The 19,670-nt window shown below is 70.0% G+C and carries 20 protein-coding genes and 1 pseudogene; 13 read left to right on the top strand and 8 right to left on the bottom strand.

What is annotated here, in order from left to right:
- Window positions 1-45 precede the first annotated feature (45 nt).
- Window positions 46-819 (bottom strand): MHYT domain-containing protein, encoded by a 774-nt coding sequence (locus ACFWN1_RS08815; protein ID WP_384359418.1) that lies wholly within the window; start codon window positions 817-819, stop codon window positions 46-48.
- 173 nt (window positions 820-992) lie between these two features.
- On the opposite strand from ACFWN1_RS08815, the gene ACFWN1_RS08810 reads away from it, so the two are divergent.
- Window positions 993-1,592 carry a class I SAM-dependent methyltransferase gene (locus tag ACFWN1_RS08810; protein ID WP_384359417.1) on the top strand — a complete coding sequence of 200 codons (600 nt, stop codon included), beginning with the start codon at window positions 993-995 and terminating at the stop codon, window positions 1,590-1,592.
- A gap of 79 nt (window positions 1,593-1,671) precedes the next feature.
- Here the strand turns inward: ACFWN1_RS08810 and ACFWN1_RS08805 are convergent.
- Window positions 1,672-2,311, bottom strand: a pseudogene (locus ACFWN1_RS08805) (hypothetical protein).
- 95 nt (window positions 2,312-2,406) lie between these two features.
- On the opposite strand from ACFWN1_RS08805, the gene ACFWN1_RS08800 reads away from it, so the two are divergent.
- Together ACFWN1_RS08800 and ACFWN1_RS08795 are read left to right on the top strand one after the other, a co-directional pair.
- Complete coding sequence (locus ACFWN1_RS08800) at window positions 2,407-2,703, top strand: hypothetical protein (protein WP_384359416.1); 297 nt, start codon at window positions 2,407-2,409, stop codon at window positions 2,701-2,703.
- Window positions 2,704-2,842: 139 nt separating this feature from the next.
- Complete coding sequence (locus ACFWN1_RS08795; protein WP_384359415.1) at window positions 2,843-3,706, top strand: hypothetical protein; 864 nt, start codon at window positions 2,843-2,845, stop codon at window positions 3,704-3,706.
- Between the two features lie 11 nt (window positions 3,707-3,717).
- On the opposite strand, the gene ACFWN1_RS08790 is transcribed toward ACFWN1_RS08795, so the two are convergent.
- A complete protein-coding gene (locus ACFWN1_RS08790) occupies window positions 3,718-3,900 on the bottom strand; it encodes a hypothetical protein (RefSeq protein ID WP_384359414.1) in 183 nt (60 codons plus the stop codon).
- A gap of 278 nt (window positions 3,901-4,178) precedes the next feature.
- Complete coding sequence (gene xylA, locus ACFWN1_RS08785) at window positions 4,179-5,345, bottom strand: xylose isomerase (RefSeq protein ID WP_384359413.1); 1,167 nt, start codon at window positions 5,343-5,345, stop codon at window positions 4,179-4,181.
- A 158-nt stretch (window positions 5,346-5,503) separates the two neighbouring features.
- Here xylA and xylB point away from each other — a divergent pair, with 158 nt between their 5' ends.
- The 5 genes from xylB to adh all read left to right on the top strand — a co-directional run bounded on the left by xylB (window position 5,504) and on the right by adh (window position 12,375).
- Window positions 5,504-6,949, top strand: a complete 1,446-nt coding sequence (gene xylB, locus ACFWN1_RS08780; RefSeq protein WP_384359412.1) for a xylulokinase — start codon at window positions 5,504-5,506, stop codon at window positions 6,947-6,949.
- Between the two features lie 130 nt (window positions 6,950-7,079).
- Complete coding sequence (locus ACFWN1_RS08775; RefSeq protein WP_384359411.1) at window positions 7,080-8,288, top strand: ROK family protein; 1,209 nt, start codon at window positions 7,080-7,082, stop codon at window positions 8,286-8,288.
- A gap of 499 nt (window positions 8,289-8,787) precedes the next feature.
- Window positions 8,788-9,384 (top strand): N-acetylmuramoyl-L-alanine amidase, encoded by a 597-nt coding sequence (locus ACFWN1_RS08770; RefSeq protein ID WP_384359410.1) that lies wholly within the window; start codon window positions 8,788-8,790, stop codon window positions 9,382-9,384.
- 76 nt (window positions 9,385-9,460) lie between these two features.
- Window positions 9,461-10,795, top strand: coding sequence for a GAF domain-containing protein (locus tag ACFWN1_RS08765; protein ID WP_384359409.1), 1,335 nt, complete (start codon window positions 9,461-9,463; stop codon window positions 10,793-10,795).
- 56 nt (window positions 10,796-10,851) lie between these two features.
- Window positions 10,852-12,375, top strand: a complete 1,524-nt coding sequence (gene adh / locus ACFWN1_RS08760; RefSeq protein WP_384359408.1) for an aldehyde dehydrogenase — start codon at window positions 10,852-10,854, stop codon at window positions 12,373-12,375.
- Window positions 12,376-12,603: 228 nt separating this feature from the next.
- On the opposite strand, the gene ACFWN1_RS08755 is transcribed toward adh, so the two are convergent.
- Window positions 12,604-13,914, bottom strand: a complete 1,311-nt coding sequence (locus ACFWN1_RS08755; protein WP_384359407.1) for a copper amine oxidase — start codon at window positions 13,912-13,914, stop codon at window positions 12,604-12,606.
- A 32-nt stretch (window positions 13,915-13,946) separates the two neighbouring features.
- Entirely contained in the window at window positions 13,947-14,723 is a 777-nt protein-coding gene (locus tag ACFWN1_RS08750) for a Tat pathway signal sequence domain protein (RefSeq protein WP_384359406.1), read from the bottom strand.
- Between the two features lie 837 nt (window positions 14,724-15,560).
- Between ACFWN1_RS08750 and ACFWN1_RS08745 the strand changes: the two genes are divergently transcribed.
- The 3 genes from ACFWN1_RS08745 to ACFWN1_RS08735 all read left to right on the top strand — a co-directional run bounded on the left by ACFWN1_RS08745 (window position 15,561) and on the right by ACFWN1_RS08735 (window position 16,897).
- Window positions 15,561-16,070, top strand: coding sequence for a 2'-5' RNA ligase family protein (locus tag ACFWN1_RS08745; RefSeq protein WP_384359405.1), 510 nt, complete (start codon window positions 15,561-15,563; stop codon window positions 16,068-16,070).
- Between the two features lie 71 nt (window positions 16,071-16,141).
- Window positions 16,142-16,417, top strand: coding sequence for a hypothetical protein (locus ACFWN1_RS08740; RefSeq protein WP_384359404.1), 276 nt, complete (start codon window positions 16,142-16,144; stop codon window positions 16,415-16,417).
- Window positions 16,418-16,492: 75 nt separating this feature from the next.
- Complete coding sequence (locus ACFWN1_RS08735) at window positions 16,493-16,897, top strand: FKBP-type peptidyl-prolyl cis-trans isomerase (protein WP_384359403.1); 405 nt, start codon at window positions 16,493-16,495, stop codon at window positions 16,895-16,897.
- 28 nt (window positions 16,898-16,925) lie between these two features.
- Here ACFWN1_RS08735 and ACFWN1_RS08730 read toward each other — a convergent pair whose 3' ends face one another.
- On the bottom strand, window positions 16,926-17,510 hold the full coding sequence (locus ACFWN1_RS08730; protein ID WP_384359402.1) for a hypothetical protein: 585 nt from the start codon (window positions 17,508-17,510) through the stop codon (window positions 16,926-16,928).
- A 126-nt stretch (window positions 17,511-17,636) separates the two neighbouring features.
- Here ACFWN1_RS08730 and ACFWN1_RS08725 point away from each other — a divergent pair, with 126 nt between their 5' ends.
- The gene (locus tag ACFWN1_RS08725) at window positions 17,637-18,230 is read left to right on the top strand and encodes a TetR/AcrR family transcriptional regulator (RefSeq protein WP_384359401.1); all 594 of its coding nucleotides are present in this window, start codon (window positions 17,637-17,639) and stop codon (window positions 18,228-18,230) included.
- Window positions 18,231-18,654: 424 nt separating this feature from the next.
- Here ACFWN1_RS08725 and ACFWN1_RS08720 read toward each other — a convergent pair whose 3' ends face one another.
- On the bottom strand, window positions 18,655-19,080 hold the full coding sequence (locus ACFWN1_RS08720) for a GNAT family N-acetyltransferase (RefSeq protein WP_384359400.1): 426 nt from the start codon (window positions 19,078-19,080) through the stop codon (window positions 18,655-18,657).
- Between the two features lie 153 nt (window positions 19,081-19,233).
- Here ACFWN1_RS08720 and ACFWN1_RS08715 point away from each other — a divergent pair.
- Window positions 19,234-19,670, top strand: a 437-nt coding sequence (locus ACFWN1_RS08715) for an SDR family NAD(P)-dependent oxidoreductase (RefSeq protein WP_384359399.1), incomplete at its 3' end; no start/stop codon positions are given.

Below are 19,670 nucleotides of genomic sequence, written 5' to 3'. Positions count from 1 at the left end.
TCCTCGCTCGGGCAGTGGGTCAGGGCTCTGAGGGCGGGGCGGGCGCTAGCGGGCGGCGCCCTCGACGGGCCGTTGGGCCGTGGCGGACGCCTGCCGCTCGTCCGCCGTGGGCGAGAGGGCGACGAAGGCCGAGGTGATGAAGAGGTAGGAGCCGAGACCCACGGCCAGCGGGAAGATGAACTGCATGGCCGTGGCTCCCGGCAGGGTCGCGCCCGAGGGGTTGACATGGACGCTCACCGCGAACATGCCGCTGTAGTGCATGCTGCTGACCGCCGCGCCCATGACGAGGGACGCGAGGGTGACCGCCAGCGGGGACTTGATGTTGAGTGCCGCCCAGAGCGCGGCCGTGGCGGCGACCACCGCGATGGCGATCGACAGGCCGACGAGGACGGGATCGTAGGTCACGCTCCCGTGCAGCCGGACCGCGGCCATGCCAAGGTAGTGCATGCTGGCGACGCCGAGGCCGGTGGTGAGGCCGCCGATCAGAAGGGCGCGGTTACGGTCCTTGCTGTAGCCGACAGCGAAGACACCCGCGCATACGACGACCATGGCGACGACGAGGCTCAGGATCGTCAGGGGCACGTCGTAGCGGATGTCGGTGCCGCTGACGCGGAAGCCGAGCATGGCCACGAAGTGCATGGTCCAGATGCCGGTCCCGATCGCTGAAGCGGCCGTGATCAGCCAGTTGCGCCGAGCCCGGCCGGCCGTGGCCAGCGCGCGCACCGTGCAGCGCAGGCCGAGTGCGGCGCCGATGCAGGCCATGGCGTAGGAGAGCGCCGGAGTCAGCCATCCGAAGGCCGCGTGGTCAAGGTGTCCCATGGCCTCCGGACGCTAGTCGGGGCAGGGGCTCACAGATGGGGCGCATTTCGAAAGCTGGCACAACATGACACAGAAGGTGTCCGAACATGACGTGGAGTTGTGGTGAAAAGATCGCACCGGGCCCGATCCATGCGCGTGCGGCGCCGAGGGGGACGGCGGGAGATCATCGGAGTATGAGTGACGACCACACACACGTCCAGGAGTTCTTCAGCACGCGGGCGGCCGACTGGGACAGCAAGTTTCCCGACGACGGCCCCGCCTATGCGGCGGCGGTGTCCGACATGGGGCTGGGCACGGGCGGCCGGGTGCTCGACGCGGGGTGCGGCACGGGACGTGCGCTCTCATCGCTGCGCGCCGCCGTGGGATCTTCCGGGACGGTGATCGGGGCGGATCTGACTCCGGCCATGCTGCAGGCCGCAGCGCGGGCCGGGCGGGGCCGGCACGCTGCCCTGCTGCTCGCGGATGTCACCACGCTGCCCCTGCGGTCGGAGTCCCTGGACGCCGTCTTCGCGGCGGGTCTGATCGCGCACCTCCCCGAGCCGAGCCCGAATCTCCGCGAACTGGCCCGCGTGGTACGGCACGGTGGCACGCTCGCCCTGTTCCACCCCATCGGCCGGGCAACCCTTGCCGCTCGCCAGGGTAGGCAGCTCAGGCCCGAAGATCTGCGAGCTGAGACCAACCTCGGCCCTCTGCTGGCACGTTCCGGGTGGCGCATGACGTCGTACGTCGACGAGCCCGACTACTTCCTCGCGTTGGCGTTCCGCGAGTCCTGAGACCGGACCGGCGACGGCCGCAGGTCCAAGCGACGGCTCGTCCGGGGGCCGGCTGGCCGACCGATGTCATTCACTCGACTCACTCCACCGCGTCGGTCGGCTTCGCCTGCCGCACCAGGCAGCCGCCCATGCCCGGCATCGGGCGCGTGCCCAGGTCGGCGGTGCGGTAGCCGAGGGAGTAGCTCTTGATCTCCCGGTTCTGCCGGGCGAGATGAGGCGCGCGGCGCGAAGGCAGCAGCCTGACCGGCCGTCCGCGTGTCCGTACCGCGTGCCGCGCCAGAGAGATGACCATCGGACTTGGCGTTCATAATGGAAGGCACGCAGCAACGGCCCTTCGAGCAGGGTGAGGGTCGCCGAACGCAGTAGCGGTGCGAGCGGTCGCGGATACCAGGACGCCATGAGGTCGAGCGTCGCGTCGGACACCCACCGGGCCTGCTCGTCCCATGCGAAGTGCTGCCTTTCGTATGAGTCGAGGAGCGCCTCCAGCTCCTCGAAGGGCGGTGTCGTCGCACCGCCGCTGCGAGCGTTCGGTCAGCTCCGCCGTCTCGGCGAGGAGCCGGCCGATTCCAGGGGGCGGCACAGGTGCGGTACAGGACCAGTTCCAGCGCTCGTGTGTAGTCCCAGAGGAATTCGAACGCGGCACTGAGACGATGGATCTCCGCAGCGCCGGTGACCGGGTCCAGCCGCCGGATCCGGTCGAACTGCTCGAAGCGTTTCACCGCGAGGTCCCCTTATGCCACGGAAATTTCGACTCTACTTTGAGTAATGAGACGTGCGCGATGAGCGAGACCCCGACCGGGGGAAGGTGGTTCACGTGTTCGACATGCTGCGTAAGTACGCTGCCAGGCTGGGTACTTCACCAGGCGGGGAAGCTCTCGCCGAGCGAAAAGGGCGTGGACACAACCTTTTCGAGGCTGCGGCCGCCTACGTGGCGGCCCGTGCGCAGGACGACCAGGACGGAGTGGACGAGGCGTCATCGTGGGTGTCACCGGAAGCGCTCTCCTTCGGCGTCGGCGAACTGGCGAGCCGAGCTGTCATCACCCTCGCCCGAGAGCGTTCCATGACCCCGAGGGCGGTGGCACGCGACCTGCTGGGACTGCCGGCGGATTGAGGAGGGCACTGCCGGACAGGGGGTGTCTCGCCCCTGTCCGGCTGGAAAACCGCAGCTCTCCCTGGTGCGAGGAGTCGTGACAAGCCTCTCCCCCGGGCACTATGGTGCCCGCCGACGGACAACCACTGGGGAGACTGAGATGGCCGGGTCGGACGATGCACCCGTGGCTGCCGCTGACGAAGCGCTGTATGTGCTTACGGCGGCGCTGCTGACACCGGCGCAGTTCCCGAGTGTCCTGGGCGACGACTATCCCGCTGCCTGCGCGGCACTGGGTCTCACACCGCTCGACGAGGGGTACGGGCTGGTTCTCGGGCAGGACGGTGAGGGAGCCCGCTGGACGGCCGTCATCGACGATGTCTCTCTGGTGGCGGTGGCGATAGCCTCCTGGGACTGCGGCATGGAGTACGAACTGTCGCCCGACGGGCGCACGGTCGTGGCGGCCCTCCCGGGCTGGCCCCTGGCACTGGCCGTCGCGGCGCCCGACGTACCCGCCCCGCACGACCCGGTCACCGACGCCACCGATCAACCTCCCCTTACCCCACCCGACACCAGGACCTGGGGGGCGGCCCAGCGGCGCCTCGCTGCCGACGAGATAGCCCTCCGGTGGGCGGAGTGGCGCGGTCGGCTCGATAACGCCGCAGTCCTGCCCGGCGAGCGGCCTTCCGGCACCGCAGCACCCGCATTGGAGACCGCGCCCGACACACAGCCAGAGCCTGAAGGTACGGCCAAGCGTGGCCATCCAGGCGTACGACAGGCGCTGGCGGAGGCACACGCCTACATCGACACGCCGCCGCCCCTCGGACGTGTCCGCTCGTCGTTCGCCCCAGGAGACGCGCGGACGCTGCGGGCCGACGGTCCCGGCTGGTCGATCGTGGCCCGCACCGACGACATCGCGTTCGTCCTGCTCGACGCGGAGCCCGGCGAGGTCATCCCCGTGGGGCGGGGCCCGGAACTCCCCGGCCTGCTGGAAGGGCTCGACAAGATCGCCGTACGTCCGCTCTGACACCGATCGGCTCAGCGGCCGATCTCCTTGCGCGTGACCCGGCGCAGCCTGCGCCGCTGCGAGGGGTCCAACGCCAGGTACGCCGCGGCGGGAACCCCCACCACGATGAGGAACGCCACCCACCAGGGCAGCCATATCAGCAGGAGCAGCCCGACCGCCACGCCACCCACAGCGATCTTCGCGTTTCTCGACATGCGCTCCGCCTCCTTCGTCACGACCACTGCCACTCTCTGCATGGAAAACGGTCCCGGGCACCTCCCGGTTCCGGCCGCCGCCCCTGAGAGATCCCTGAAGCCCGACCCTGAGGAACCCCTGAGAAACCCTTCGGAGGCTGAAGACCGTCGCGGTGCCCCCGCTGGGGTGTGTACCCGCTCCCGCCACCAGCGACGCCGCTTCCCCGCGCTCACCCCTCAGGGGAAGGAGGCAGGTCGCACGTGGCCGGTCACAGCGGGCCGACCACGCGCGCACCCCGTCAGCCGCGGGCGCCGAGCAGGTGATCCATCGCGAGCTGGTCGAGTTGCTCGAAGGCCATGCCACGCGCGGCGGCGGACTCGACGTCGAAGTCCTCGAAGGCCGAACGGTCGGCGAGCAGATCCTCCAGGCCGGCCGGGGCCGTGGGCTGCGCCAGTTCGTCCAGCCGTGAGGTACGCAATGCTTCCTGCACCTCCGGGTCGGCCCGGAAGGCGGCCGCGCGGTCCTTCAGGATGAGGTAGTTGCGCATGCATCCGGCGGCTGAAGCCCAGACTCCGTCGAGGTCCTCGGTCCGCGGCGGCTTGAAGTCGAAGTGCCGGGGCCCCTCGTACCCGGCGCTCTCCAGAAGGTCGACGAGCCAGAAAGCGGCCCGAAGGTCGCCGGCGCCGAAGCGCAGGTCCTGGTCGTACTTGATGCCCGACTGGCCGTTGAGGTCGATGTGGAAGAGCTTGCCCGCCCACAGGGCCTGCGCGATGCCGTGCGGGAAGTTGAGTCCGGCCATCTGCTCGTGCCCGACCTCGGGGTTGACGCCGTACAGCTCGGGGCGCTCCAGGCGTTCGATGAAGGCGAGGGCGTGACCGACGGTGGGGAGCAGGATGTCGCCGCGCGGCTCGTTGGGCTTGGGTTCGATGGCGAAGCGGATGTCGTACCCCTGGTCGGTGACGTACTCGCCGAGGAGGTCGAACGCCTCCTTCATCCGGTCCAGGGCCGCCCGCACGTCCTTGGCGCCACCCGACTCGGCTCCCTCGCGGCCGCCCCAAGCGACATAGGTCTCCGCGCCCAGTTCGACGGCGAGATCGATGTTGCGGATCGTCTTGCGGAGCGCGTAGCGGCGTACGTCGCGGTCGTTGGCGGTGAACGCGCCGTCCTTGAAGACGGGGTGGGTGAAAAGGTTTGTGGTCGCCATCGGCACGGCCATGCCGGTGGCGTCCAGCGCCTGACGGAAGCGCTTGACGTGCGACTCGCGCTCGGTCTCGGAAGCGCCGAAGGGGATCAGGTCGTCGTCGTGGAAGGTGACCCCGTGCGCGCCGAGTCCGGCCAGCCGCCGCACGGTTTCCACCGGGTCGAGGGCAGGGCGGGTGGCGTCGCCGAACGGGTCCCTCCCCTGCCAGCCGACGGTCCACAGGCCGAAGGTGAACTTGTCCTCGGGGGTGGGCTGGTAGCTCATGCCGCGGCTCCTCATGCGTACGACTATTTCGTCATGGCCGTTTACAAATTAGTATGCGGAAGCACCTCTGGGAAGGGACCAGATGTTTTCCACGCCAGGGCGCCATCGATGAGCGGCGTCGCTGCCGGTCGATGACGCCGCGAAAGAGGGAGAGCCCGATGTCAGCAGCCGAGGGTCCGCTCGTCGTCGGTGTGGACACGTCCACCCAGTCCACGAAGGCACTGGTCGTCGACGCGTCCACCGGACAGGTGGTGGCGAGCGGCCAGGCCGCGCACACGGTGACCTCCGGCACGGGGCGGGAGAGCGATCCGCGTCAGTGGTGGGACGCGCTGTGCGAGGCGCTGCGGCAGTGCGGCGAGGCGGCGCACGAGGCGGCGGCCGTCTCGATCGGTGGCCAGCAGCACGGCCTGGTCACGCTGGACGCGCACGGCGAGCCGGTACGCCCCGCGCTGCTGTGGAACGATGTCCGCTCGGCGCCCCAGGCCCGGCGGCTCGTGGAGGAGCTGGGCGGCCCGGATGCCTGGGCGGAGCGCACGGGCAGCGTGCCGGGCGCGTCGTTCACGGTGTCGAAGTGGGCGTGGCTCGCGGAGCACGAGCCGGACGCGGTCCGCGCCACCCGGGCTGTGCGCCTCCCCCACGACTACCTCACCGAACGCCTCACCGGCCTGGGCACCACCGACCGCGGCGATGTCTCCGGCACCGGCTGGTGGGCGTCGGCGACGGAGTCGTACGACGAGGAGACCCTCGCGCATGTGGGGCTCGACCCGGCGTTGCTCCCCCAGGTGGTGCGGCCCGGCGAGGTGGCAGGCACCGTGCGCGACGGCCACGACCTGCCGTTCTCCAGGGGCACGCTGGTGGCCCCAGGCACCGGGGACAACGCGGCCGCCGCGCTCGGTCTGGGTCTGCGCCCCGGTACGCCGGTACTCAGCCTCGGCACGTCGGGCACGGTGTACGCGGTGTCCAAGCGCCGCCCCACCGATCCGACCGGCACGGTGGCGGGTTTCGCCGACGCGCACGGCGACTGGCTGCCGCTGGCCTGCACCTTGAACTGCACCCTCGCCGTCGACCGGGTCGCGGCCCTGCTCGGACTGGACCGCGAGGCCGTGGAGCCCGGCACCTCGGTCACGCTGCTGCCCTATCTGGACGGTGAGCGCACCCCGAATCTGCCCCACGCATCAGGGCTGTTGCACGGTCTGCGTCACGACACGACCGCCGGTCAGGTACTCCAGGCCGCCTATGACGGTGCCGTGCACTCGCTGCTCGGTGCGCTGGACCTGGTCCTCGACCAGGACGCCGACCGCACCGCTCCCTTGTTGCTCATCGGTGGCGGCGCCCGTGGGACGGCGTGGCAGCAGACGGTGCGACGGCTGTCCGGGCGGCCGGTGCAGATCCCGGAAGCGAAGGAACTGGTCGCGCTCGGCGCGGCGGCTCAGGCGGCGGGTCTGCTGACCGGCGAGGATCCCGTGGCCGTCGCTCGCCGCTGGAGGACGACGGAGGGACGGGTCCTGGACGCCGTGGAACGGGACGAGGAAGCCCTGTCCCGGATCGCCGGGGTACTCTCCGACGCGTCCCCACTGCTGGAACGGGGGACGGACTCCCGCTGAGCCCGGCCGGGTGCGTGCCGGGTACGGCCGGACTGCCGGGAAGGACCGAACGCGAGGCCCGGCAGCGGGCGGCCGGCCGGACCGCGAGCCACGCACCCTCCTGCCACGGACACCGAGAATCGACGGAGGCATGACCGCACCGCCGCACGACACGCGACAGACGGGGAGTGGGCGCACCCTGCCGGACACCCAGCAGGGCATGCGTCGCCGCAACCTGGCCAGGGTCATGCACGCCGTCAGCGCGGACGGTCCGTTGTCGCGCGCCACTGTCGCCTCGCGTATCGGCCTCACACGGGCGGCCGTGTCATCCCTCGTTGACGAGCTGATCCGCTGGGATCTCCTGGAGGAGCTGGGGCCCGAACGACCGAGCCGGGTGGGAAGGCCCGGCTCCTCGCTCGCGGTGAGCGGCCGGGGGCCTGCGGGGATCGGCGCGGAGATCGGCGTGGACCACCTCGCGGTATGCGCTGTCGACCTCAACGGCGCTGTGCGCGCGCGTGCCGTGCGGCGCGGCGCGAACAGGGGGCGTTCTCCGGAGCCGGTGGCCCAGGAACTCACTCGGCTGATCCAGCAGGTCACAGCGGAGGTGGAGAAGGGCGGCCTATGGGTCGCCGGGCTGGCGGTCGCCGTACCCGGTCTGGTCGCCCGCGACGGCCGTACCGTCGTGCGCGCCCCCAATCTCGGCTGGCATGGCACCGACCTCGGCAGCATGCTGCCCGGCAGACTTCCGCTGACCGTGGACAACGAGGCCAACTTCGGCGCACTGGCGGAGCTGTGGCTCGGCACCGGAACGCCCGACGACTTCCTGCACGTGTCGGCGGAGATCGGCATAGGCGCCGCGATCGTGGTGAACGGCCAGTTGCTGCGGGGCACCCGCGGGTTCGCCGGCGAGCTGGGCCATATACCGGTCCGGCCTGACGGTCCCCCCTGTCCGTGTGGAGGCAGCGGCTGTCTGGAGCAGTACGCAGGAGAGGAGGCCGTGCTGCGGGTGGCCGGGATCGAACACCGCGAGGACGTGGTGGAGGTACTGGCGGAGCGAGCCGAAGCGGGCGACGAGGACGTGCGCGCGGCGCTCGGCGAGGCCGGCGCGGCGCTCGGCATCGCACTGACCGGGGCCGTCAATCTCCTGGACCCAGACATGGTCGTCCTGGGTGGTGCGCTGGCGGCCCTCTCACCATGGCTTCTTCCCTCTCTGCAACTCGAGCTGCGCGGTCGCGCGGCCGGTCCGGCATGTCCTGTGGCGGTGTCCGAACTGGGCCCGCAGGGTCCGCTGCTCGGTGCCGCGCACTCGGTGGTACGGGCCGTACTCGACGATCCGGCGCTGGTCGCGGAACGGACCTGACATTTCGGGGATGCCCGCGGCGACCGACCGCCAAGCCCACTGCTGCCCGAAGTCCCTCGAACGTGTGACCGACTTATCCACAATCCGCGACTTGTCCACGGACCCGGCGCTCACCCTTCTGCCCGACTCACCCGCGTCGTACCGTGATTCACGCGAGCCACAGCCGCTGTCCACGAGCGGCGGAAGTGCAGGCCGCACACATGCCAAGCACCGACCGACAGCGGCATCAGGGGGGAACATGTACACGAAATCGACCGGGTCGCGACGCCAGCGCCGACACCACCACGTCCCTTCCCGATTTCCGCTGGCGCGAGCTGACACTGTGTCGGTCATACGTGCAGGACTCCACTGAGCTGTACGTGCACCACCTCGACACCTCTGCACCTTTGCGCATACCCGCGCGACGGCTCTCAAGGGCGTGCGCGCATCCACGCGCTCAACTGCCGCCTGATCTGCGTCAGACGACTCCCATACTGCTGAAGGGCAGCCGACGATGGAGATGAACCAGCCCCGTAACCACCTCACCCGACGCGGCATCCTGCAGGGCGCGGCCTTCGCCGCCGTCCCCTACGCACTCCTTCCCGGCCCGCAGGCGGCCGCGCAGGGCGCAGTCGACCATCCGTCCAGCGAGTGGCAGCCGGCTAGCAGCGGTAACTACACGGCGTCCAGCCGCCCGGCGGCCTACAAGATCGACCGAGTGATCATCCATGTCACTCAGGAGACCTACACCGGCACACTGGCCATTTTCCAGAACCCGGAGAAGAGGGTGTCCGCGCACTATCTCGTGCGCTCGGCGGACGGCCATGTCGCCCAGTGCGTCCGGGAGGCGGATGTCGCCTGGCACGCGGGCGACTGGGGCTACAACACCCGCAGTATCGGCATCGAGCACGAGGGCTGGGTGGACCAGCCCGCCTACTTCACGAACGCCCTCTACGAGCAGTCCGCCGGACTGACGGCCGCGGTGTGCGACAAGTACGGCATCCCGAAGGACAGGGAGCACATCATCGGCCACTTCCAGATTCCCGGCACCGACCACACAGACCCGGGGGTGAACTGGGACTGGGTCCGATACATGGGGCTTGTCAATTTCTCCTGACTCACGTCGACCTGGTTGTCCGGGGAGGAGTCGCACGTGACGATGGCCCAGTCGATTCCCACGCAGGGAGGACGAGTTGACCGATCAGTGGGTGGCTCTGGAGCCGGGAGCCGACCCAGGCGAAAGAGTCCGGGCACTGCGACGGGCGCATGAGACCTTCACGACCCTCGGCACGGTTCCGCGCCCGGTCCGGCCGGTGGTGGCCGAGTCATGGCGGCGCAGCGCACGGGCCGGCGTGGGGCCAGAGGGTACAGCGAGCGTGGAACTGACCGACGACGACCTCGGCGCCTACCGCGCCGGGCATCCCCTGGCCCAGGTCATGCCACTGGTCCGGGAACTGGTGGGCACGTTCGCCGCCGACGGTTCGCATCTGCTCGCGGTGTGCGACGCACACGGCAGACTGATGTGGGTCGAAGGACATCCGACGACACTGCGGCGGGCTGACCGGATGAACTTCGTGCCGGGGGCGCGGTGGTCGGAGGCGGCTGTCGATACCAACGCGCCGGGCACGGCGGTGGCCGTGGATCGCCCGGTGCAGGTGTTCGCGGCGGAACACTTCATAAGGCGCGTGCAGCCATGGACCTGCGCGGCCGCGCCGATCCACGATCCGCACACCGGCCGGGTCCTCGGCGCCGTCGACATCACCGGAGGAGACGGGCTGGCGCATCCGCACAGCCTGGGTTTCGTGCAGGCGGTGGCCCGCGCGGCCGAGTCACAGCTCAGCCTCCTCGTTCCGCCGGCGCAGACGGAAGACACCGTCACGCTGAAGGTGCTGGGGAGCGACGAGGCGGAGCTGCGGCCGGGTGGCGGTCGCCGGATCAGGCTGAGCCGTCGGCACAGTGAGATCCTCCTGCTTCTGGCCCGCCATCCCGAGGGCATGACCGGAGACGAGCTGCTGTGCGCGCTGTACGCGGATGAATCGGTGACGCCGGTGACCTTGCGCGCCGAGCTGGCCAGGCTGCGCCCGCTGCTGCCGCCGGGCCTGCTGGCATCCCGGCCGTACCGGCTGTCCCTGCCGGTCGAGTGCGACGCGACGCTGGTGGAACGGCAGCTGGAGGCCGGCGCGCTCACGGCCGCCGTACGGGCGTATCGCGGCCCGCTGCTGCCGGGCTCCCAGGCCCCCGCTGTCGTACGGCTGCGGTTCCGGATCGCCGCGGCTCTCCGGACGGCGCTGATCAGCCGGGGCGATCCCGATCTGCTCGCGGACTGGGCCCATGCCCCGTGGGGTGAGCACGACCTACTGGTCTGGCGGGCCCTGGCCACCGTACGGCCGACAGCTCCGGTGCGGGCTCGGATCGCGGCGCTGGAAGCCGAGCTGGCCGTGCCCGGAGTACCGAGCCGTCGCCCTCAGGTCCGCCAGACACCCTGGGTGACCAGCGGTGCAACATATTCGCAACGTCCGCCCGTCTAGCCTCATGACGGGAGCTGCCCAACGGCGGGCAGCGCTGCATCGGGAGGCAGACCAGCATGACCCGTTACGCGACGCCCGGCTCCGAGGGCTCGATCGTCTCCTACCAGCCGCGCTACGACCACTTCATCGGCGGGGAGTACGTGCCGCCGGCGCGCGGGCAGTACTTCGAGAACCCGTCGCCGGTCAACGGGCAGCCGTTCACCGAGATCGCGCGCGGCACCGCAGAGGACGTCGAACGGGCACTCGACGCGGCGCACGCGGCCGCACCCGGCTGGGGCAGTACATCGGTGACGGTGCGTTCGGACATCCTGCTGAAGATCGCTGACCGCATGGAGGCCAACCTCGAGGCCCTGGCGGTGGCCGAGAGCTGGGAGAACGGCAAGCCGGTCCGCGAGACACTGGCCGCTGACATCCCGCTGGCCATCGACCACTTCCGCTATTTCGCGGGGGCGATCCGCGCGCAGGAAGGGTCGCTCGGCGAGATCGACGACGACACCGTGGCCTACCACTTCCACGAGCCGCTCGGGGTCGTCGCTCAGATCATCCCGTGGAACTTCCCGATCCTGATGGCGGCCTGGAAGCTGGCGCCCGCGCTCGCAGGGGGCAACGCGGTCATCCTCAAACCCGCCGAGCAGACCCCGGCGTCCATCCACTACTGGATGAGCCTGATCGCCGACCTGCTGCCGCCGGGCGTGCTCAACATCGTCAACGGTTTCGGCGTGGAGGCGGGCAAGCCGCTGGCCTCCAGCCCCCGGGTGGCGAAGGTGGCGTTCACCGGGGAGACAACGACCGGGCGGCTGATCATGCAGTACGCCTCGGAGAACATCAAGCCGGTGACGCTGGAGCTTGGCGGCAAGTCGCCCAACATCTTCTTCGACGACGTGTGGGCGCACGACGACGACTTCCGGGACAAGGCCCTTGAGGGCTTCACCATGTTCGCGCTCAATCAGGGTGAGGTGTGCACCTGTCCCTCCCGGGCGCTTGTCCAGCGCGGCAACTACGCCGACTTCCTGGAGGCGGCCGTGGCCCGTACCCGGCAGATCAAGCCGGGGCACCCGCTCGACACCGACACGATGATCGGCGCCCAGGCGTCCAACGACCAGTTGGAGAAGATCCTCTCCTACCTGGACATCGGCCGGCAGGAGGGCGCCAAGGTGCTCACCGGCGGCGAACGCGTCGAGTACGACGGCGAACTGAAGGGCGGCTACTACGTCCAGCCGACCATTTTCGAGGGCGACAACCGTATGCGGATCTTCCAGGAGGAGATCTTCGGCCCCGTCGTCTCGGTGACGTCCTTCGGCGACTTCGATGACGCGATGAAGCTGGCCAACGACACGCTGTACGGCCTCGGCGCTGGCGTCTGGACCCGCGACATCAACACCGCCTACCGTGCCGGCCGCACGATCCAGGCAGGCCGCGTCTGGACCAACTGCTACCACGCCTACCCCGCCCACGCGGCCTTCGGCGGCTACAAGCAGTCCGGAATCGGCCGCGAGACGCACAAGATGATGTTGGAGCACTACCAGCAGACGAAGAACCTCCTGGTGTCGTACTCGCCGAAGAAGCTCGGCTTCTTCTAGACAACCCAAGTGGGCACCTGACCTGGGGAAATCCCCGGCGGGCACTTATTTCTCTACGACCAGCGGTTGCGGGGCATTTCAGCGCCAGGGTTCCGCTTGGACGGCATTTCACTTGACTAGTCCGCGGTGATATATGCGGGTTGCGGCGATGGGCGTGAAGGGACAGACGATCGCCCCCGGTCTCCCCGGAGGCGATCGTCATCCCGCGTGACGGTGGTGTTGGTGGCCTCAGTTGTGGGGATGGCCGTTCGCGCCGGCCAGGTCGCGCGGGGTGAGCGGGTTCATGGCGGTCACGTCGCGCGGGGAGAGGGAGAAGCCCTGCCAGTGCACCGGCATCGGCTGCTGGTCCTCGTCGCGGGCGATGTGGTGGAAGCCGATGTTCACCCAGGTGATCGGGTGGGTCAGCGTCTCCCCGTTCACGAACCTGTCCACGCTGGTGGGGCTGCCGTTCGGGCACCCGGGATTGTTGCTGGCGTACTGCTCGCACGCCTTGTACTGGGTGAAGAAAACGTCGTGCCTGGTGTACGGCCGCCCGGGGTGCTTCTGGCTGGCGCCGGGCACGATCTCGTACGAACGGGGGTGGCCGTCCTTGTTCTTGCCGGCGGTGCTCACCACCCGCCACCAGCGCATGTCGGTGCGGTCACCGCTGAGTTCCTTGGTGATCTGCGTGCGGCGGGTACTGGTCGTCGGGCTACCCCGGCCGCTCGGCGGGGTGACCTTGGAGTCGTACTGCTCGGCCTTGGTCCTGGTGGAGCCGTCCAGGGCGAAATCCAGCCGCCAGAAGACGTTGTGGGCGTGGCTCTCGGCCTTGGCCTGGGCGCCCTTGCCGATGGGCCAGCCACGGGTGTCGCCGCCGTCGAAGTCGTAGGGCGAAAGGCTGCCGGTGGCACCGACGTTGGAGCTGATGGTGCCGTCGGAGGCGAAGCGCCACTCGGTGATGTACTCGTACCACGACGCCTTGTTGACGGTGTAGACGAGCAGATCCTTGCCCTGGGCGGTGTAGAGACGGCCGTTGCCGTCGGTGCTGGCGTCATTGTTGAGACGGTAGGCGTGCCCACGGGCGCGCGTGGTGACGCACAGCCCCGGGACGACGCCCCGGTCGGGGACCTTCACGGACTTGATGGTGCCGCCAGGGCATTCGTCGGGGCGCAGCTTCTGCAACTGCTGTCCGAAGTCGGTGCCGGTGACATCGTCGTACTCCGCCTTCCCGTCGTCATAAGGCACATGGACCTGGGCGAGGCGGGCGCTGGCGAGTACGCGGATGGGCTTGGCCTCGCCCTTGGGCTGGTAGCCGACCTTGTCCAGGATCAGGCCGGAGAGCGTGTTGTAGTGCCAGCACATATGCCAGGTGGTGCCGCCGTCGAGGGTCTGCTCGATCTTGTACGCGGTACTGCAGTCGGCCGGGGCGGGAGCGGCGGACGGTGCCGCGGCCGCGGGGCTCGCCAGGGCGGCCGGTGAGCCGAGGAGGGCGACGGCCGAGAGGATCGACGCTGCCCGATTTCGGGCATGCCGGAACAGGGTGCCGTACGGGACATGCATGAGTGGTCGGCTCCTTCGCCGAAGAGAGGGGATCAGCCGAGACGGCCGACGGAGCGGGCGCTGAGGTCGACGACGAAGGCCCGGGTGTCGATCCACGGGCCGTTCCTGACCTTGGCCACGACCTGAAGACAGCGGTGCTCACCGCACGTCTCGAGGGCGGCGGGCAGTCGCTCGACGGTTTCCTCGCGGAAGACGAACCCGCTGAGATCGAGGTCCAAGGGACCGGTGAGGTCCTTCCCGGTGGCCTTCCGGTAGTCCTGCTTGAGCCCCTTGCCGTGCGGGTCGGCGATCAACACACGGGCAGCCTCGGTGAGTTCCTCGCGGCTGGGCGGTGGCTGCACGTGCCGTGCGGTGGTGGTGGCCGTGACCTTGCCGGTGCCCAGGTCCACCGTCCTGGTGATGGTGACGTTCGCCTTGTAGTCGTAATAGATGATCTCCGCGCGCCGGGCTCCCTTGCCCGTCGGGTCCTCGGCGAGGTTCGTGGCGATGCGCTGCGGACCACGGTCTCCCTCGACGTCCCGCGCGGCGGCGCTCATGCCGCTGCCGCGCAGTGCGATCTTCTCGGCGCGCGCGGTCTCGGTGTCGGTGAGCGGGTCGCTCCCGACGCCGTGCTCCTTCTCCTGGGGCGCGGCCTCGACCTTGCCCGCGGGTGCCACGGCGTCCTGACTCGCCGTGCTCGCCGACTCGCTGCGTACCCCCGGGTCCGGCTGATTCGGCAGCGTGACGGCTAACAGCAGGGCAGTCGCGGCCACGGCGAGCGATCCGCCCGCCACGACCTTGCCGAGATGACGTTCGACAACTTGCCGCACACGATCCTCCTGTCCGACTCGGCACCCCTTGTCGCGGATGTGCCGACGGTGCATTCAGGCGGATAGACGGGCACAGCTCCCGAGGCGTTGCCTGTGGACGCGGATTGGGTCGGGAATTCCTTCACGGCCCGGTCAGCGGTCAACGGTCAGCGGAGACCAGAGCGCGTCGACTTCATTAGTCGAGCCGGTGAACTCCGTCTCCGCGGCGCGACCGTTGGCGCGCTTGCCAGACATCGCCAGCAGTCGGTACGGCGTGGTCGGTACATCGAGGCCCACGATCCAGGAGACGTCCGCGCCCCAGCAGCGACACGGCGGCGCCCCGGCCGCCGAACTGTGCCCATGACCGGATCATCTGACGAGGGCGGTGATCTGCCCGCGCCCCGCGCCAGAGTGTGAGCTGGCTGAACGCCCCGCCGTGTCGCTCACCGTCCGGCACCACGTCGATGGACTGCCGCTCGACCACGCCGTCGGTGCGGGCGAGGCCACTCGTGGTGCGCACGTGTCCCACTCCTTTCGGTGCCTCAGGCAGAGGACCCCCATGACTACGCCGACAGGGATGAACATGCCGATGGCCAGGTACGGGGACCAGGACGGCCCATCCGGGCGATTGCCCTCCGCCAGAAACGCTGCGCACATGCCTTCCTCTCGGTGGTAGCCCTGAGCCGTTCAGCCGACGACACCACCGGCATACATGACTCCGAGCGCCGCCGGCCCAAGCCCGGCGATGACGTTCACGCGCTCGGGCAACTTCACGTTCCCCGGCGCTGCCTGTTTGAGATCTCATCGGCCCAGCCGCCTGCCCGCGCGTCGGCCCACCTCGCCCCCTACGCTGGTCCGGTGCGCACACTGGAGCTGCTGCCCGACGAAGCGACCGAGGCGCGGGTGCGGCGGGTCTGGGCGCGGCTCGCGGAGCTGGGGATGCCGAGTCTGGCTGGTCACCGGCATGCGACGAATCGGCCCCACCTCACATTGACGACCACGCCCGAGCTGCCGTGGGACGTGCGGCCTTCGCTGGCCGAGGCGCTGTCGGTGCTTCCGCTGCCGCTGCGACTGGAGGGGACACTTCGTTTCGAGGGACGAACTTCGGTACTGGCCTGGCGTGTTGCGCCCGATGCCGGGCCGGCCGCCTTGCAGCGGCGGCTGTGGGAGCTGCTACCCGGTGCCGGGAATCCGCTGTTCGAGCCCGAGCGCTGGGTGCCACACATCAGCCTCGGCCGTACACGGTCCGGCGCCGGCTCATGGCCGGCGGAACTCCTGCCCGCCGAACTGTCCGAGCCCTGGGAGGGAACGTTCACAGCGGCGCGGAGCTACGACACCGAGTCGCGAACCGTGGAGCGGCTGCCCTAGGCGCTCAGGTCGCCCAGGCGTTCTTCACCCACGCCCTCAACCTCGGGGCCGCACTGTTCTTCCTCAGTATCGTGCGGCAGTACGTCCAGGGTGGCGGCTCGACGACCCGGCAGATCCTCTTCCAAGGCATCCTGGACGGGCCGATCCGCGTCGTCCGCTGGTTCGCCCTGGCCGCCGTCGCCGCCCGGCTGCGCGCGCTGCTGGCACGTCCGCAGTTCCGACTCCGGGGAAAACCGACCACCGGGTGGATGATCCTCGCCACCGGCAACGAAGTCGCAGCGACCCGCCCGACCGACGGAGCGACGGGGAGTACGTCGGCCCCGTGTGCTGCGGTCTCGGTAGCGTGACCATCAGCTGTGTGGAGCGTCCGCATGGTCCGCTGGTCCGGCAGTCGGCTTTCGGCGAACAGTGATGAGGTTGCGGTGAGTGAACGGACGAAGCCCGAGGTCGATGTGCCGGTGGGGGATGCCCCTACGGAGCTGACCGTCCGGGATCTGGCCGTCGGGGACGGGGCCGAGGTCAAGCCTGGCATGGTGGTTCGGGTCCACTACGTCGGTGTGACCTTCGCGTCCGGGAAGGAGTTCGACGCCTCCTGGGACCGGGGGGAGCCGTACAAGTTCGCCCTCGGCAGCGGCAAGGTCATCAAGGGCTGGGACCGGGGGGTGAGGGGGATGAGGGTCGGCGGCCGGCGCGAGATCATCGTCCCCCCGCGCCTCGGCTACGGCGATCAGTCACCGTCGTCCCTGATCCCACCGGGCTCAACCCTGGTCTTCGTGGTGGACCTGCTGGACCTGTACTCCGGCACGACCGGGTGGAGCAAGGGCTAGCTGGGGTGCCCGGCCCGGCGCACGCACCTCACGGGCGGATTCCGCCGGTGCTGTCGGCCCGTCCCAGGCGGAGTGCGGAGACCAGGAAGAAGACCCCGCCCAGGAAGGCGTAGGCCGCCGGGGAGCCCAAAAAGGCGTCCGTCTTGGCGGCCTGGGCGATGAACGAGGTTCCGGCGAGGGTGGAGATCGCTCCGCTGAGGATCATCGGCCACTGTCCGGCCATGCCGCGTCGGCGTCGCAGGGCGCCGACGATCAGCTGGACGGCTCCGGCGCTGATGGCCCAGGCGCCCCAGACCCGCAGGACCGCCGGGATGCCCGAGGCGGCTGCGGCGGCCAGACCCGCGGTGGTGAGGGTGCTGAGCGCGATGTTCGCGTAGAGACCGCGCACCGGGCCCTGGCTCGCCTTGGCGTACCTGGTGTCGACGGCCGCGCACGCCACATCGAACAAGGGATAGATCACCAGCAGAGTCGCACTGAGGGGGCTCAGGGTGTGGGCCGTCGCGAACATAAGGACCGCCCACACAGAGGCGAACGCGAAGCGCAGGAAGTACAGGCGGCGCAGCGCCGCCGTGTCGTTCTTGGTGGGGGCGCGGGAGGTGACTAACGAGGCCATGAGATGCCCTTTCCGGAGCATTCGAGATAGAGGGAGAACGTTCGGTCTCCCTCTATCATCCAAAACGCCAACCCTCCGACTGTCAAGACCGAACGTTCTCCCTCCCCGCCTGCTACCGTGGCCGTCATGAGCACGGGCGCAGCAGGTAAAAGCACGTCCGAGGCGCGGGCGCGGCTGCTCGACACGGCGACCCGGATCTTCTACGCGGAGGGGATGCACTCCGTCGGCGTCGACCGGATCATCGCGGAGGCCCAGGTCACGCGCGCCACCCTGTACCGGCACTTCAAGGGCAAGGACGAGCTGATCCTCGCCTACCTCCAGCAGGCCGATCACGGCATCCGGGGACAGGTGGACGCCATCCGGGCACAGGGTCTTCCGGCGGCCGAAACGGTCCGGGCGGTGGGCAGGTCCATCGCCGAGGGCATCCAGTCCCCCGGCTTCCGAGGCTGCGCCTTCCTGAACGCGGCGGCCGAGTATCCCGACCCGGCACACCCCGTCCACCGAGCCGTGCTGGCCCATCGGCACTGGTTCCTGGAAACCGCCACGCAGCTCATGGAGGACATCGGCCGCTCTCCCGCCGACGTGACCGGCCGGCACTTCGTCATGCTCCGGGACGGCGCCATGGCGGCCGGCTGCCTCTTCGACCCGACGCTGATCCGCGCGACGTTCCTGGACGGGGTCGAAGGCATCCTGCACACCGGCACAGCACCGGCCACCTGATCCCGACTCCCGCCCTCCGCTGCCCATATGGCCATCCCGGCGGGAAGCGGAAGGGACAGCACGGGCCAAGGGCGCGGCTCGCGCACAGCGGCCTGCCGTCGAGGTACAGCGGCGGGACCGGTGCACCCGGAGCGGCGGGGAGGATCTCGTCAGGCGTGCGAGACGGAATACCCGTACGGTCCCGGCGCCACACAGTCCCGGCGCCACGGCCGCCAGCCCCACGGCGGCGCCCACCTTGACCTGCCGCCACCCTCGCAGCGCAGCGCCGGCAACCCCCCGCAGCCCATCACGGCACACCCCCCTGGCCGCCCACACGCGCCGGTCGCCCGAGGAGAGCGCCACGGCGGTCATCAGGCTGGTGGCGCCCGGCGTGGACGGTCCTACGGGCACCCTTCAGGACGAGAGCGGGGAGCTGCCCTGGTGGTCACCGGCGGAAGAAGCGGTGCATGCCCACCGAGGCGGGTGCCGTCTGTTCGAAGCCGAACTTCTCGTACAGGAAACGCGCGTCGCCGTCGGCGATCAGGGAGGCGTACGTGCCCTGCGGCGCCCGGCGCTCCAGTTCCCCCACCAGCTCGGCCATGATCCGCTTGCCGAGCCCGCGGCCCTGGTGCTCGGGCAGGACGCAGATGTCGACGATCTGGAAGAAGCAGCCGCCGTCCCCGATGACGCGCCCCATCCCGACCGGCCGCCCCTCGCGGAACACGGTCACGGCGTGCCACGAGTTCGGCAGGCCGATCCGCGCGGCCTCGGGCGTCTTGGCGCTGAGCCCCGATTCGGAACGCAGCCGGAGGTAGGTCTCCACGGAGGGCACCTGGGCCCGTACGTCGTAATAGTCAGTACCTTGGTTCACCTACTACACGCTACGGATCGGGCAGGAAGAACGCAAAGCCGTCCCCCCGCACCCGCCCCGCCGCACCCGCCCCGCCGCATCCGCCTCGCCGCATCCGTCCGACCCCCACCCGGCGAAGTACTGTGCGGGCGTACGTGGGACGGGAGGCATGGCGTGGAGATCCGAGGCGCACGCATACTCGTCGCCGGGGCGACCGGTGACATCGGGTCGGCGCTGGCCGAGCGGCTGGCCGGGCTCGGAGCGGTGACCGCGCTCGCGGGGCGCGACCCGGGCCGGCTGGCCGGGGTGCGCGAGCGGTGCGGTCCTGGTCCCTCCCGGACCTTCGACGCCTGGGATCTCGACGGCGCCGAGGGCGCGGCGGCCTGGGCGGCCTGGGAACTGGGCGGGCTCGATGCGGTGGTCGTATGCATGGGGGTGGCCGCGTTCGGGCCGGTCGGTGAGATCGGCGAGGCGGTCGCGGAGCATGTGATGGCGGTGAACGCGCTCGCGCCCATGGCGATCCTGCGCTCCGCCTCGACCCATGTGTCCTCAGGCGGCCTGCTCGCCGCCGTCACGGGGACCGTCGCCCGCTCGGCACCGGCCGGCATGGC

This window comes from Streptomyces sp. NPDC058459 (genome assembly GCF_042721685.1).
Taxonomy (GTDB): domain Bacteria; phylum Actinomycetota; class Actinomycetes; order Streptomycetales; family Streptomycetaceae; genus Streptomyces.
Note: the sequence above shows the minus strand (reverse complement) of the source record. Positions and strands in the feature narration are given on the sequence as shown.

Excerpts from the sequence above, each read along its gene's own strand:
- ACFWN1_RS08815 (WP_384359418.1), bottom strand. The coding sequence starts at position 819 with ATGGGACACCTTGACCACGCGGCCTTCGGATGGCTGACTCCGGCGCTC.
- ACFWN1_RS08810 (WP_384359417.1), top strand. The coding sequence starts at position 993 with ATGAGTGACGACCACACACACGTCCAGGAGTTCTTCAGCACGCGGGCG.
- ACFWN1_RS08795 (WP_384359415.1), top strand. The coding sequence starts at position 2,843 with ATGGCCGGGTCGGACGATGCACCCGTGGCTGCCGCTGACGAAGCGCTG.
- ACFWN1_RS08790 (WP_384359414.1), bottom strand. The coding sequence starts at position 3,900 with ATGTCGAGAAACGCGAAGATCGCTGTGGGTGGCGTGGCGGTCGGGCTG.
- xylA (WP_384359413.1), bottom strand. The coding sequence starts at position 5,345 with ATGAGCTACCAGCCCACCCCCGAGGACAAGTTCACCTTCGGCCTGTGG.
- xylB (WP_384359412.1), top strand. The coding sequence starts at position 5,504 with ATGTCAGCAGCCGAGGGTCCGCTCGTCGTCGGTGTGGACACGTCCACC.
- ACFWN1_RS08775 (WP_384359411.1), top strand. The coding sequence starts at position 7,080 with ATGACCGCACCGCCGCACGACACGCGACAGACGGGGAGTGGGCGCACC.
- ACFWN1_RS08770 (WP_384359410.1), top strand. The coding sequence starts at position 8,788 with ATGAACCAGCCCCGTAACCACCTCACCCGACGCGGCATCCTGCAGGGC.
- adh (WP_384359408.1), top strand. The coding sequence starts at position 10,852 with ATGACCCGTTACGCGACGCCCGGCTCCGAGGGCTCGATCGTCTCCTAC.
- ACFWN1_RS08755 (WP_384359407.1), bottom strand. The coding sequence starts at position 13,914 with ATGCATGTCCCGTACGGCACCCTGTTCCGGCATGCCCGAAATCGGGCA.
- ACFWN1_RS08730 (WP_384359402.1), bottom strand. The coding sequence starts at position 17,510 with ATGGCCTCGTTAGTCACCTCCCGCGCCCCCACCAAGAACGACACGGCG.
- ACFWN1_RS08725 (WP_384359401.1), top strand. The coding sequence starts at position 17,637 with ATGAGCACGGGCGCAGCAGGTAAAAGCACGTCCGAGGCGCGGGCGCGG.